Source organism: Bacillus sp. B4EP4a, assembly GCF_006680105.1.
Lineage (GTDB): Bacteria > Bacillota > Bacilli > Bacillales > DSM-1321 > Peribacillus > Peribacillus simplex_E.
On the sequence record NZ_VHIK01000029.1, the window covers coordinates 90335 to 104834 of the forward strand.

General features: G+C 42.6%; 12 protein-coding genes and 1 riboswitch. Of the genes, 3 read left to right on the plus strand and 9 right to left on the minus strand.

Going from position 1 to position 14500, the window contains the following annotated elements; translation table 11 throughout:
* Positions 1–8 precede the first annotated feature (8 nt).
* A complete protein-coding gene (locus tag FNK51_RS15580; RefSeq protein ID WP_141993923.1) occupies positions 9–1013 on the minus strand; it encodes an ABC transporter substrate-binding protein in 1005 nt (334 codons plus the stop codon).
* Between the two features lie 134 nt (positions 1014–1147).
* Positions 1148–1256, minus strand: a riboswitch (TPP riboswitch).
* 303 nt (positions 1257–1559) lie between these two features.
* On the opposite strand from FNK51_RS15580, the gene FNK51_RS15585 reads away from it, so the two are divergent.
* Positions 1560–2387, plus strand: coding sequence for a protein-glutamine gamma-glutamyltransferase (locus FNK51_RS15585; RefSeq protein WP_220126991.1), 828 nt, complete (start codon positions 1560–1562; stop codon positions 2385–2387).
* A gap of 93 nt (positions 2388–2480) precedes the next feature.
* Here FNK51_RS15585 and rarD read toward each other — a convergent pair whose 3' ends face one another.
* From rarD to ezrA, 7 genes are all read right to left on the minus strand, one after another.
* Positions 2481–3410: an EamA family transporter RarD gene (rarD, locus tag FNK51_RS15590; protein ID WP_098369947.1), complete on the minus strand. Its 930-nt coding sequence runs from the start codon at positions 3408–3410 to the stop codon at positions 2481–2483.
* Positions 3411–3490: 80 nt separating this feature from the next.
* Positions 3491–5092: an amidohydrolase gene (locus FNK51_RS15595; protein WP_141993924.1), complete on the minus strand. Its 1602-nt coding sequence runs from the start codon at positions 5090–5092 to the stop codon at positions 3491–3493.
* Positions 5093–5244: 152 nt separating this feature from the next.
* A complete protein-coding gene (mbcS, locus tag FNK51_RS15600) occupies positions 5245–6828 on the minus strand; it encodes an acyl-CoA synthetase MbcS (protein WP_141993925.1) in 1584 nt (527 codons plus the stop codon).
* Positions 6829–7597: 769 nt separating this feature from the next.
* Positions 7598–7804 carry an alpha/beta-type small acid-soluble spore protein gene (locus FNK51_RS15605; RefSeq protein ID WP_034309203.1) on the minus strand — a complete coding sequence of 69 codons (207 nt, stop codon included), beginning with the start codon at positions 7802–7804 and terminating at the stop codon, positions 7598–7600.
* Positions 7805–7886: 82 nt separating this feature from the next.
* A complete protein-coding gene (gene thiI, locus FNK51_RS15610; RefSeq protein WP_098369944.1) occupies positions 7887–9098 on the minus strand; it encodes a tRNA uracil 4-sulfurtransferase ThiI in 1212 nt (403 codons plus the stop codon).
* On the minus strand, positions 9095–10243 hold the full coding sequence (locus FNK51_RS15615; RefSeq protein WP_141993926.1) for a cysteine desulfurase family protein: 1149 nt from the start codon (positions 10241–10243) through the stop codon (positions 9095–9097). The genes thiI and FNK51_RS15615 overlap by 4 nt, the downstream gene beginning before the upstream one ends.
* A gap of 232 nt (positions 10244–10475) precedes the next feature.
* Positions 10476–12170: a septation ring formation regulator EzrA gene (gene ezrA, locus FNK51_RS15620; RefSeq protein ID WP_141993927.1), complete on the minus strand. Its 1695-nt coding sequence runs from the start codon at positions 12168–12170 to the stop codon at positions 10476–10478.
* A 166-nt stretch (positions 12171–12336) separates the two neighbouring features.
* Here ezrA and hisJ point away from each other — a divergent pair, with 166 nt between their 5' ends.
* Positions 12337–13140 (plus strand): histidinol-phosphatase HisJ, encoded by an 804-nt coding sequence (gene hisJ, locus FNK51_RS15625; RefSeq protein ID WP_141993928.1) that lies wholly within the window; start codon positions 12337–12339, stop codon positions 13138–13140.
* A 1-nt stretch (position 13141) separates the two neighbouring features.
* On the opposite strand, the gene refZ is transcribed toward hisJ, so the two are convergent.
* Complete coding sequence (gene refZ, locus FNK51_RS15630) at positions 13142–13798, minus strand: forespore capture DNA-binding protein RefZ (RefSeq protein WP_141993929.1); 657 nt, start codon at positions 13796–13798, stop codon at positions 13142–13144.
* Positions 13799–13952: 154 nt separating this feature from the next.
* Here refZ and FNK51_RS15635 point away from each other — a divergent pair, with 154 nt between their 5' ends.
* Positions 13953–14432 (plus strand): GAF domain-containing protein, encoded by a 480-nt coding sequence (locus FNK51_RS15635; RefSeq protein ID WP_098369939.1) that lies wholly within the window; start codon positions 13953–13955, stop codon positions 14430–14432.
* The last annotated feature ends 68 nt before the right edge of the window (positions 14433–14500 follow it).

Sequence of the window (14500 nt, forward strand, 5' to 3'; positions counted from 1 at the left end):
ATTTCCTCCTATTTTGGTAAAAATTCATTGGTAAATGCCTTTTCAGGATCGAAATCACCTTCAAGAAGCTTATTTTCAGTCATCCATTCACTGTAATTCTTCCAAATTTCAAGCTTTTGTTCACCCCATCGCGGAGCATCATCCTGATACTTGTCTGCAAGCCACTCCTGGCTTTTCTTCACTAGTTTTGCATCAAGATCCGGTGCAGACTTAATTAATATGTCCGCTGCATCGTCAGGATTCTTAATCGCAAACTGGTACCCTTTCGAAGCTGCTTGAACGAATGCTTTAACAGTCTCCGGATCTTCTTTTATCATCTTTTCATTCGTAGTTAATACAGGCGTATAGTAATCAAGCTTATCAGAGTATTCGGTTAAGTAAACCATATTAAGCTTTTCATTTCGCAATTCAGCCTCAATGCCTGTCCATCCATAATAAATCCAGGCAAAATCTATATCCCTTTTAACCGAAGTGAAAAAATCCGTGTCTCCTGTATTGACTATATCCACTTTATTTACATCCGCATTTTCTTTTTTCATGAGTGAATCAATGATGGCCTTTTCAACCGGAGACCCCCAGCCGCCATACGTTTTCCCTTCAAAATCCTTGGGAGTTTTAATGTTCTTTGCCTCAGGGGAAGCGAATCCCGAGGTATTATGCTGAATGACGGCAGCTACCGAAACAATCGGCACGCCCTGCACGCGGGCCTGCGTTATGCCCTCCTGGTAACTCACGCCAAATTCAGATTTCCCTGAAGCGACAAGCTTATCAGCTCCGGCTTCACCTGGCATGATAATTTCCACATCAAGACCTTGTTCTTTAAAATAACCTTTTTCCTTGGCTACATACAATCCTGTATGGTTTGTATTCGGTGTCCAATCGAGCACGACCGATACTTTTTTTAATTTTTCATTTCCTTCATTTTTAGATGCTTCTTCTTTTTCATTAGTTCCGCCTGCACCGCATCCAGCCAAAAGGAACAACGAAGTTAACAGTGGCAAGAATTTATTCAAGTCATTATCCTCCTACACATCATATAAGTTCCATATGCCGGAACCATAATGGGGCTCCAGGGTTTATTCAAATACTGGATAAAAAAGCAAAAAACGCCCGAAGATGAATTCGGACGTTAACATACAAAACAGAAAATCAGTAATAATATGTTCCCTCCGCTGGCATCATCCAGATCAGGTTCAAAGAGTCAGCATCTAAAGGATGCAATCTCAGCCAGCATACTGGCCCCCCTACATTTCTCGCACATATGAACTTTTCTCTCTCATTATATCAATTCATGGGGAAAAAGGAATACTAATTTGCTTCTTCTCGCTAATTGGAAAGGTATTCCTTGCACTCTAGGATATCTAGCAAAACATCTTTTGGAATGAAAGCAATAAAATTCTGCCTCTTTTCATTCCAATCATTCTCGGCTGCAACGCTGACTGACACGTTCCAAATAGTCAATTCAAAGCTTGCATTCATATAATGAGCATTACATGTAGACATTTTTGTTTACCGGTTTTATAAACCGTTAATTTCATAAGTAAAAGGTGGATATGATCATGATAAAGATTAATCACAAATGGTTAGATGTCAGTCAAATCCAACCAGGAATAGCATCTGCTAAATCGCTTGAAATTGTCCATTTGCTGGCGGAAGATTCTAACGTCTTTGAATATCGGAAATTTGGAGAGTTTAATTTCGAGATACAACTGAGGAACCGAGTCATTGCGGCAGCTATTGCGTTGGATAAAAGTAATGTAGAATTTTCCACACTTGAGGAATCGGAAAGCAATAAACAATATTGGCGCCTTTCAAAGGATGGCACCTTTACCCTTCAGCCAGGGATTCTCCCTCATGCTGCAATCGTTGACATTTTCATAAATGGAAGGCTTTATGCATTCGAATGCGGGACAGCAATAGTCATCACTTTTTTAAAGGCCATTTTGGATTTAATCGGCCCGAGGAATTTCGACGACCTTTTTTCAAACCTAGTTTTATATGATTGGCACCCTCCACAAAATATGGCTCTCATCATTCATAAAGGAAGGGATTATTCACCAGGTGATTGTGTTTACTTCAAAAACCCTGAACACGACGAGTCAACTCCTGAATGGCAAGGTGAAAATGCCATATTATTAGGAAATAACCTCTTTTATGGCCACGGGATCGGGATTACCAGTGCACAGGGAATCATCACTGAATTAAATAGCAATAGAAAGCCATTCGCCACCATATCAGCATTCCTGACAGATCATATCATTTTCCTGGATAGTTCCTTCTATAGTCAATTCCAACTAAATATCCCCCGTGCAAAGCCTGATCACAGTCCTGTCAGCCTTTCCAATTGTATTGTTTCTGAAATAGGCTCGAATATTTACCTTTCATGACCCTGGCATTTCACTTATGCCGTAAAACCGCTTCATTAAAACTGGCATTTCAAAAAATGCTTGGGGAGAAATCTCCCAAGCATTTTTTGTTATTCACGCACCAATATTCCCTTTGCCTTTGAACCTGCGGGCACTTGCCTGACCCCATTTCGTTATGGATAATGTATAAACAGCCAAGGCTGACCATATGAACAAAAAGGCTAAAAGATGTGCTTTAGTAAAACTTTCATGATAGACGAATACCCCGATCAATAAAGATAAGGTCGGAGCGATATACTGAAAAATGCCAAGCATCGATAACGGGATCTTCTCCGCCCCTTTCGCAAAATATAAAAGAGGCAATGCCGTGACAATCCCGCCGCCCACCAACAGCAGGCTTGTGCTTCCCTCTGTAAAGAATTGCATTTCTGACCTGTTCATCAAGTATATCAGGTAACCCAGGGCAAGAGGCGTTACCATCATCGTTTCGAGCGTCAGCCCGATCGCCGATTCGGCCTTGATCATTTTTTTTGCCAGACCGTATAATCCGAACGTCATGGCCAAAACAAGAGAGATCCACGGGATCGTGCCAAAATGAATGCCAAGGATCAAGACTCCGATTCCTGCAAGCAGGAATGAAATGATTTGGGCCCTGCTCAATTTTTCTTTTAAGACTATCACTCCCAATAGTACACTGACTAGCGGATTGATATAATATCCAAGGCTCGTGTCGAGGATCCGTCCTGAGTTAACGGCCCAGATGAACACTCCCCAATTAGCTGTAACAAGCAGTGACGCCGTTAGTAATGCAGCAAAGAGTTTGGGATTTCCCAATATGTTTTTAACATAAACAAGAAACGCTTGCCATTTTTTCATGAACATCAATAAAACCAGCATGAACACGAAAGACCATAATACCCTCTGAGCTAAAATTTCTGTTGCACCGACTCCCTGAAGGAACTTCCAGTAAATCGGCACGACTCCCCACATCATGTAAGAAAGGGCTGCATAGATCGCCCCTTCTTTTTGTTCATCCACTTTCATAACAAGCCTTCTTTCCATTTACATTCCTTTATCTAATTCCATCTAACAATCTTGTATTCGCATTTCTTTTTTTGCAACTGTTATTTTTTATCATACATGATTTTGTCATCGATGACCGTCATGACCGCCTCAGCTTTTAGGAGATCCTCCGGCGCAACAGCAAAAACATCCAGATTAAACACGGTAAAATCGGCATCGTACCCTTCAATGATCACACCGCGACGTTTTTCCTGGCCGATTGCTGCAGCACTCCCTTTTGTATACAGTGCGAAAGCCTCGTATACGGAAAGCCTTTCGCCCAAGCCATATACGGTCCGGTCCTCACTGTTGATTTTCATCCTTGTGACAGCTGCATGAATGCCCAAAATTGGATTTAATGGTTCAATGGGTGCATCCGACCCTCCCGCACAAATGATGCCCAACTTCAAATAGGTTTTCCAGGCATAGGAGGATTCCAATAGATCGGCTGGAACCTTTTCTTCCACCCACGGGAAATCGGACGGGACGAAACCCGGTTGGATATCAAAGATTACCGGCAGCTTTGCCGCCCGCTCCAACAGCTCCGGCCGGACAATCTGCGCATGGATGAGCCGGTCCCTCTGCCCCTTTTTCGGGGGGAGGGCTTCTATTGCATTCAAGACGTATTCAAAAGCGAGATCGCCAATCGCATGGACAGCAATCGGCATTCCGGCATCCCTTGCTTTTTTCACCCATTCCTGAAGCTCGTTTTCAGTGAATATCGCTACTCCATTCGTATCCTCTTGATCTACATAAGGCTCGCTCAACAGGGCTGTGCGTCCGCCCAAGGAGCCGTCGGTAAATATCTTCATGCTGTCGAATTTGATATATCGCGTACCTTTCTGATAGCCGCCGCCTGCTGCCAGCATTTCTTCAAACGCTTCGTGATGGACGAGCAAATTGGCGCGAAAGGCCATTTCCCGGTCCTCGATTACCGATTTAAACGCCTGATATGTCGGCATGAAGCCATTGTAATAATGGAGGTCCTCTGTATGTCCGCCAGTCAAACCTAGCTTATATGCGTCTTCTATGGCCTCTGTGAGCGCGTTTTCGATATACTCTTGATCAATGCCGGGAAGACTGTCTAAAATAAGGCTCTGCGCCTGACTTTCTTTAAATAAACCATTCAAACGTCCGTCAGGATAACGGCAGATCACCCCGCCTGAAGGTTCTTTTATATCTTCTTTAATATCCGCTTCCAAAAGGGCGCGGGAATTGACCACCAAGGCATGACGGCAGATCCTTTTCAATACGATGGGATGTTCTGTCGATATCGCGTCAAGCTCATCCCGTAATATCAATTCAGGACTCGGCCATTCATTTTCATTCCACCCTTCGGCAACAATCCACTTTCCAACCGGGGTTTTTGAGCACTTTTCCTTCAAGGATTTCAAGATGGACTCCCTGCTATCCATCAAAGAGAGGTCTAAACGAAGCAGCCTTTCACCATGCCCGACCAAATGAAGGTGACTATCCACCAACCCCGGCAGCATCGTTTGTCCATTTAAGTCGATTTCCCTGGAAATATTGCCGGCATATTCATTTTTCAAATAGTCCAGGCTGCCAGTATCAACAATTACCCCCTTTTCAGTGAAGACTGCCTCCACTTGATCGTTTTCTTTAATCATCGTATAAATCGACCCATTGAACCATAACGTTCCCATTCCGGCTTTACACTCCTTATTAAATGATTGTTACTGTGCAGATATGCAGTAAGTGTACCATCTCATATCATGAATTCCCATATTTATGCTTTTATCCAAACACCTGTTAATAAAAAAACGCCAGCCGTGGGGGCTGACGGTAATGCTATCAATCAATTGTTAAGGAGTGCTTCTTCCCTTTTGCGTAAATCCACCCGTTTGATTTTACCTGATGTCGTTTTGGGCAGCTCTTCTAAAAATTCGATTTTCCTTGGATATTTATATGGGGCAGTCAATTCTTTCACGTGCGATTGGAGCGTCTGGATCAAGCCTTGGCTGTTCGGATCGATGTCCTCCATCAGAACTACATATGCCTTGACCACATTTCCCCTTATTTCATCAGGGCTTGCTATAACGGCACACTCTTTAACAAATGGATGCTTAACGAGTGCATCTTCAACTTCAAACGGTCCAATCGTATATCCCGAGCTGATGATGATATCATCAGAACGACCCTCAAACCAGAAATAACCATCTTCATCCTTTTTCGCTTGGTCGCCGGTGATATAATAGTCCCCGCGGAATTGCTGCGATGTCCGCTCGGGATCTTTAAAATATTCTTTAAAGAGAGCAGGTGTATCTACATGTACGGCAATATCCCCCACTATGCCAGGAGAACAAGGTTTACCGGAATCATCAATGATTTCCACATGGTTGCCCGGAGTCGGTTTGCCCATGGAGCCCAATTTAATTTCCATGCCTTTCGTTACACCTACCAGCAGGGTATTTTCGGTCTGACCATATCCATCACGCACTTCAATATTGAAATGGTTTTTAAAGACCTCGAACACTTTTTGATTTAAAGGCTCTCCCGCTGATACAGCACTATGAAGATGGGATAAATCATAGTCATCAAGGTTATCTGCCTTTGCCATCAATCGATACTCGGTCGGTGTGCAGCATAATGCATTCACTTTGTAGTCCTGAAGCAGCTGAAGATATTTTTTCGCCTCGAACTTCCCATGATAGGCAAGACCGGCCGCTCCCGTTCCCAGAACCGCCAGGAAAGGACTCCAGATCCACTTTTGCCACCCTGGGCCTGCAGTTGCCCAAACCACATCCGTTTCGCTGATGCCGAGCCAGTTTGCTGCAGACGTTTTCAAATGTGCATAAGCCCATCCATGTGTATGGACGACCCCTTTTGGATTTCCTGTCGTTCCGGAAGTATACGATAAGAACGCCATATCCTCACTCTTCGTGTCGGCCATAGTCAGCTGATCTGATTCCTCATCGGCAAGCTCATTCAAATCCAGCCAATTTTCGATTCGTTTTCCGATTGAAAATTTCAGGAGACTTTCCGCCCCTTCTATTTCATTCAATTCATGAGTATATTCATGATAACTGATGATTCCTTTGACATCACCATGGTTGACTCGATACTGCAAGTCCTTCGCACGAAGCATTTCGGAACAAGGTATGACAATCATGCCAATTTTTAATGCGGCTAAATACACTTGATAAGCTTCCACCAAACGAGGGATTATGATAAGGACCGTATCACCTTTACCCAGTCCTTTTTTCTTGAAGGCATTTCCGATTTTATTTGCACTTTTTAATAAATTCTCATATGTAAGTTGTTTTTTATCCCCGGTTTCATTCTCCCAGAGGACGGCAACTTTTTCTGGATCTTTTGCAAAACGTTCCATTTCACTCACTAAGTTGTAATGTTCCGGAGCCAATAAGTCTTCACGCTTCATATTCTTCCCCTCCAATTATGAACTCTTAGTACCTACTCATTATACAAGATACTTCTCTAATATTTCTATTTATTTTTACAAATAAATAAAGAGAGCGGGTGTTAGAACCCGCCTCTCTTTAGACTGTAGTCAAATTCGATGAAAATCCAGTTTTCACTAAAAAAACCGTTACAGTTGATTTCAGAAACCCGCTCCCTTTCCGCCGACTGTCTGCCAAGCCTCCTCGACGCAAGCGTCTGTGGGGTCTCGGCTAGCCAGTTTTTCGGCAGGAGTGTCGCAAATTTCTTCAATCCAGTGAGTTTTCATTTTATATAAAACAGTAAAAATCATGAAGTATTGCTAAGTCTTGTTTAAAATAATGGTCCGCACTTTATTCGGCCGCTACGAATTTTGTCAACAAAATAAGAGAGCGGGTGTTAGTACCCGCTCTCTTTAGGTTGTAGTCAAATTCGATGAAAATCCAGTTTTCACTAAAAAAAAACCGTTACAGTTGATTTCAGAAACCCGCTCCCTTTCCGCCGACTGTCTGCCAAGCCTCATCAAAGCAAGCGTCTCTGGGGTCTCGGCTAGCCAGTTTTTCGGCAGGAGTGTCGCAAATTTCTTCAATCCAGTGAGTTTTCATTTTATATAAAAAAGTAAAAAATCATGAGGTATTACTAGGTCTTGTTTAAAATAATGGTCCGCACTTTAATCGGCCGTCACGAATTTTGTCAACAAAAATAAAGAGAGCGGGTGTTAGAACCCGCTCTCTGTAGCCATGTTTATTAAATTATCTGTTGAATCCTCCGCCTAATTGTTGTTCAGCCATTTGAACAAGGCGTTTTGTGATTTCTCCACCAACTGAACCGTTAGCGCGAGATGTTGTGTCGGCACCAAGTTGTACGCCGAATTCTGTAGCGATTTCATATTTCATTTGTTGTAGAGCTTGTTCCACTCCAGGTACCAATAATTCGTTTGAGCTGTTGTTGTTTGCCATGTGTTTTTCACCTCCTTGTGATTATAGAGTGTGTTAAAACACATGGCTTCATTCGTTCAATTTTATTGGTAATTACAGGATATTAAAATAAGTCTTCCATCGCTTCTTCCTTATCGAAAGTCTGACCAGGTTTAACCGTTAATATTTCTGTTTCGGAGACCGCTTTTTCAATCAAGGATTCAAAGTCGACGAAGCTTTCATAGTAATTGACTTTTTCACGTTTCGGTTTTGTTTTTGGGCTTGCCGGCGTAAAGACCGTACAGCAATCCTCGTACGGCAGATTGGATATTTCAAAAGTATCAAGCTCTCTTGCAATTTTGATGATTTCTGTCTTATCCATGGTAATCAGCGGACGCAGGATCGGTGTATTCGTCACCTCATTGATGGCAAACATGCTGCTCATCGTCTGGCTCGCAACCTGTCCAAGGCTTTCACCGGTAATCAGTGCCATGGCTTCTTCCTTTTCACGGATTCGATCGGCGACCCGCATCATTAAACGCCGTGTTGTAGTCATTGAGTAGTTTTCCGGGATTTGTTTTTGAATCAATAATTGGATTTCCGTAAATGGAACGATATGCACTTTCATGCTTCCACTTATTTCTGCAAGCTTGCCTGCCAAATCAATGACCTTTTGACGTGAACGTTCGCTTGTGAACGGCGGGCTGTAAAAATGGATTGCTTCCACGTCCAATCCCCGTTTCATCGAAAGGAATCCCGCAACAGGGCTATCAATCCCGCCTGAAAGCATCAGCATCGCCTTCCCGCTTGAACCGAATGGAAGACCGCCTGCCCCCTGGATGATTTCACCTGTCAAATACACGGCTTCGCGTCTCACTTCCACTAGCAGGTTCAAATCAGGGTTCTTTACATCCACTTTTAAATCTTCTGTATTTCGAAGTAAATGCCCGCCAATTGCCCTGTTAATTTCATCGGTATTATATGGAAAATCCTTATCCGCGCGTTTTGTCGTGATTTTGAACGTGTTCACCTCTTCAAGAGTATGATTAAGATAATACAATGCTGCCGTTTTCATCACTTCAAGATCACGCTCTATTTTTATTGCAGGGCTTAATGACTGAATTCCAAAAATGCCTTTCAACCGCTCAATGACAGGCTTATGGTCCGCACCGTTCAGGAGAACGTACATCCGCTCCCGGTTGGCAGTAAGCACTACACCTTCTATATCTTTTAAACTCCAGCGGATATGTGCCTTCATTTTGTCTACAAAGCCTTTACGGTTTCTTTTTTTCGTGGAGATTTCTCCATAGCGGATAATTATATGATCAAATTTCATTTTGCAACCCTCATTATTTTTTCTAAATTAGCGACTATTTTCTGTATCGCCGCCAGAACATGCTTTGCTTCTTCCATTTCATTGCTATAGGTAGTACTGATTCGGATGACGCTTTCGGAACGGGCTGAATTATGGAACATCGCATCCACCGTTTTGCTTACCGTTCTTTTTTTCGAAGAACAGGCACTGGTCGTCGAAACATAAATTCCTTCCGATTCAAGTGCATGCAGCAATACCTCGGATTTAAGCCCCGGAACGGAAAAATTCATAATATGGGGTGCACCCTTTTCAGGACTGTTAACCATTACCCCGTCCATTTCCTTCAAGCCTTTATATAAATAAGTTTTGATTTGCTGCAGCTTATCATGATACAGCAATTGATTGTTCATACTAATACGCAAAGCCTTCGATAGGGCGACGATTCCCGCAACATTTTCGGTACCGCTCCTGATTTTCGTTTCTTGATTGCCACCATGGAAAAGCGGATCGACCCGAACGCCTTCACGAACATAAAGGATGCCCGTCCCCTTCAAGCCGTGAACCTTGTGGCCGGAAATTGTACATAAATCCACATTGGCTTCACGCAATGATAACGAAACTTTGCCTGTTCCCTGTACATTATCGACATGAAAGAGCACGTTTGGGTATTGTTTTAACAATTTGCCAATTTCAGCAATCGGCTGTATCGAGCCAACTTCATTATTAACATGCATGACGGAAACCAAAATGGTATCTTCCCTCAATGCTTCCTTAAGATCCATTACATCAATTTGCCCAAATTCGTTAACGGGAAGATATGTGATCTCAAAGCCCATTTTCGTCAATGATTGGCATGCATCTTCTACAGAAGGATGTTCAATCGCTGTCGTGATTATGTGTTTGCCGCGATTTCCCTGAGAGTGGGCGGCCCCTTTGATGGCAAGATTATTTCCTTCCGTCCCCCCGGAAGTGAAATATACTTCCGAACTCTTCACCTTTAATAAATCAGCGATTTGCTTTCTTGCAGCGGAAAGCAGTTTTTCGGATTGCACCCCAAGTCCATGAAGCGAAGAGGGGTTTCCGAAATAGTCCGAAGCAACCTTCATGAATGATTCGATTACTTCGGGATATGGTTTTGTTGTTGCACTATTATCAAAATAAATCATGGGTTCACCTTCCATGTTTTTGTATCTATGATGGTCACTCTACTAAATATAAGTTTCAATGTTGCTGTTGCAACTTCTAATATTAACATAATTGAATTTGAAAGAGAATGTAAAACACTGGTCCACTGAATGATAGGAGACCTGCTTCTTTTTATTCCTGCAGAATGATTTAACTTCCCGCCTAGTCTATTCAGGGTCCTGTAAAAGAAAAAAACCCGCCATGGCGGGTTTTTTAGGAAAGGACTTCTTCTATGTTCGCCCCGATTTTTTGTAAACTGCCTGGGTCGACCTTTTCTATGGCCGTGGCTGCCGTTTCCAATGCGGCTTGATATTCGTAGCTTCGGAATTTGGCCTCCGCCTCCCTAAGGCTCTCGGCAACCATATCATGACTGCTTCGATAGCGATTTCCGAATTGGATCACCTTTTCGGCCAAATACATATGTTCGATCAATTCATTGGCTTTTTCGTGGACCCTATTCACCTGTTGAACCGCCTTTTCCAAATAAATATAAACAGAGGCCATGTCAAGCGGCTTTTCTTCAAGTTTCCCCTGAACGTCATCCATGCTTTCTTTGGCGTCCTGAAGCACCACTTTATACTCTTCTGGAAGACCTGGAATATTGCTTTTTGTAATTAAACGTCCAGTATCGACCATTTTGCGCTTCAATTCGGCCAATGCATCCCTGGCATCCATTTCATCTTTTCGTAAAGCCTGTAATTTAAGGGTAAAGTCTTTCTGATTTTCCTGTAATTCCTTCAACTGTGCCGCCAGCCCCTGCATCTCTTCACTGATAAGGGAGCTTGCCATCACATTATCCTCCATTTTCAAGACGAGCAATTGATGGCGTTTCGAAATCTGGGCAATCTGCTTTTCCATTTTCCGTTGTGCATCGAGCTCATTTTCCGTCAAATGATATGTGTGTTGAACATGTATGGTTTCAACTTTAAGTTTATCGTTTTCATATTCAAGGTCACTTAACGTTTTTCTGAGAACTTCATCATTTTTCAAGATATACTGTTTTGAAAGTACTTCTTTTTCCAAAAGGTCATACAGCACTTCAATGCTTTCGCGCATTTCCTTAATGCCCTTTTCCACGGCTTCCGTTTCGGCATTTTCCAATTGTGTTTTATATAGTTCCAGTTCTTCCTCAAGCCGTGATATTTCCTGCTCGAATTGGATATGGCTCAACAGATAACCTTGTCCTGACATCTCCTCATAACCATCCTTCAATTCATGAAGCTGGGAATGCAGCTCTGATTGGCTATCTACCAATAATTTTGGGAGCATTTCCATTTTAACTGACAGAAGCGCCAATTTTCCCTTAATGGATAGAACAAGCTCCCTCGCATTCAAATAATTGCCGTTCACCGTCTCTTCTTCATACTTCTGGAGGATTTGCACTACTTCATCCAAGGAATTTTCCAGCTTATCAGCCGCTTTCCCATAATTATGCCTGTGAGCAAGCAGGGATTTCTTCAATTGACGGTAGGATTCTTTGATATCCTCAATTTCCAATCGATTCTTTTCCTCACTGCCTACGAGTTCATTCAGTTCGTATAAGATCTTTTTGATCATTTCTTCGATTTCATTCAGCTTGACTGTAATTTTGTGCTGTACCTCTTTTGATCGGCTGAAACGGTATTTATCGACGAATTCCTCGGCATCGAATAAAAGCTCTTCGACTTCGGGCATATGATCCGTAATGATGGCGTCCCATTCAATGCGCCAGTTTTCGAACATTTCCTCTGTTTCACCTGTCATATTCAATTGTTTGACTTTAGAAAGCTCTTCCAGCACGGGGCGGTGCATGATGCTTATTTTCCAGGATTCCAGTCGATCGATTTCTTTAAAATATCTCTTTTTGAAAAAATAACCCCAAATGATGAAAATCAAAATTAATACAATTACGCCAATTATGTAATCCATGGTAAGCCCCCTGTTCTAGTCCTTACAGTCTTGCTCGTTTATATCAATTTTAAAAATGTTAAATTTAATGCTTTTATGATACCATGTTAGCAATAATTTTTGACGAGAAAAATGATTTTTTTGTAGAAAATTGCTACAAATACCTGTTTTTTGGGAGGGAAGAACCATGAAAGTTGACGGTCATGTGCACACTCCGTTTTGCCCACACGGCTCTACGGATAAATTCGATGAATATATTACGCGGGGAATCGAGCTAGGATTAAAGGAAATCTCATTTACGGAACATGCTCCATTGCCACGAAATTTTCAAGATCCTACGCCTGAAAAAGACAGCGGCATGGACGCTGCCCTGCTCCTGGATTACTTTCAAGAGCTCCGCGTACTGAAAGAACGCTATAAAGACAAAATCCTGATCAAAACAGGCCTCGAGGTTGACTTTATAGAGGGGTATGAAAATGAAACAAAAGCATTCCTCGACGAAATCGGAGAATTCCTTGATGATAGTATACTTTCCGTCCACTTCATCAAGCATCAAAACAGTTGGCATTGCATTGATTTCAGCGATAATGGGTTTGGTGAGATTGCCAATGAACTAGGTTCAGTGGATTCGGTTTATACCAAATATTACGATACACTGGAAAAATCAATAGAAGCTGATTTAGGCATATATAAACCAAAACGGATCGGGCACATTACGCTTGTCCATAAATTCCAGCATCGATATCCGCCGGCATCAAGTTTTGACGAGCGGGTTTACAAGGTTCTCGACATGATCAAGGATCAAAGATATGAACTAGATTATAACGGAGCCGGGCTTGTAAAGCCGCTATGCGGTGAGCCCTATCCTCCTGAACGATTTGCAAAACGTGCAATAGATCTCGGAATTCCGCTTATTTACGGTTCCGATGCCCATCAGGCTAAAGATTTGGGTCAGGGCCATCAGGCACTGATTGCAGGTTTTAAAGGGTAACTCATGTATACACTTCAGGCCGGCCGGCTAACAGTGGCTGTAAGTCTTCGGCAATGAAAAGGGTATCTTGCAGAAAACGTCCGACTTCATTGGCATAAATATTCGTGTAATAGGCTTCCTGCGGGAAGACATGAAGCACATCCATCGCATAATGGGTATGCAGGACAGGGGCCGTCAATAATCCCTTCAACTGCAGCATATACATGGGAACGGAGACCTGCTGGAAACTCCTGCTCTTGATTCCCTGTTCCAAAATATATTGAAAATAAGACTTTTCCTTAGTAAAATAAGTCGAATGAATTTCGCGGTTTAAATTGGAATCGAGTGAAGATTCCCCATATATGAACCGTGCAGCAAGGAAGTTTTCCCTCTGGAAAGCAAGAATATCCTTTACAAGATTCATCAAGCAATGCTGCGGGCCTTTAAGTTCGAGCAATGTCATGTTCTTATCAAGGACCAGGATATACTCTTCTAAATAGGAAATGAAACAGAATTCCAGCAACCCCTGTTTATTCTTGAAATAGTAGGCAATATTTGCAGCGTTCACTTTCGCTTTATTCGCAATATCCCGTATGGATGTAGCATGATAGCCTTTTAAATGAAATAAATGCAATGCGGCTTCCACAATGGCTTGTTTCGTTGGCGTCTGGCGATTCATTCAGGCAATCCCTCGCTTTCTTTGAGACAAGTCTTGTGGACTACTTCTTCACGGAAGAGCCTGAATCCTTTAGTAAGTTCTCGACAATTTCCCAACAATAAAGCATCATGATTAGATAGTGCTGTAAAAATATGCGGAAGACAGGTGAACGCTTTTGTTTAATGTCGAAATGTATCAAGGAAAAAAAGAAAAAAACTATGAACTGGTCCAAAAACAACTACTTGCATTAATCGAAGATGAAACGAACCAAATAGCCAATTTAAGCAATGCGGCAGCTTTACTTAATCTTTTTCTCGATGAGATTAACTGGGTAGGCTTTTATTTATATGAAGAAGGCCAATTAATTCTAGGACCCTTTCAAGGTCTTCCAGCCTGTGTCCGCATCCCAATGGGCAAGGGCGTATGCGGGACTTCAGCGGCAACTGAAAAAACCCTGCGCGTAGAGGATGTCCACCAATTCCCTGGACATATCGCCTGCGATGCGGCATCAAGATCTGAAATTGTCATACCGCTCATGAAGGATGGCAAATTGCTCGGTGTCCTCGATATCGACAGCCCGATAACGGACCGTTTTGACGAAATGGATCAGCAAGGACTGGAGAAGTTCGCTGAAATCCTTTCCAATCATCTATAAAGTAAAAGGGAGCGGCAAACCTTGCCTGCTCCCTTTTACATTACAGTACCCGTTGTACATGTACCCGG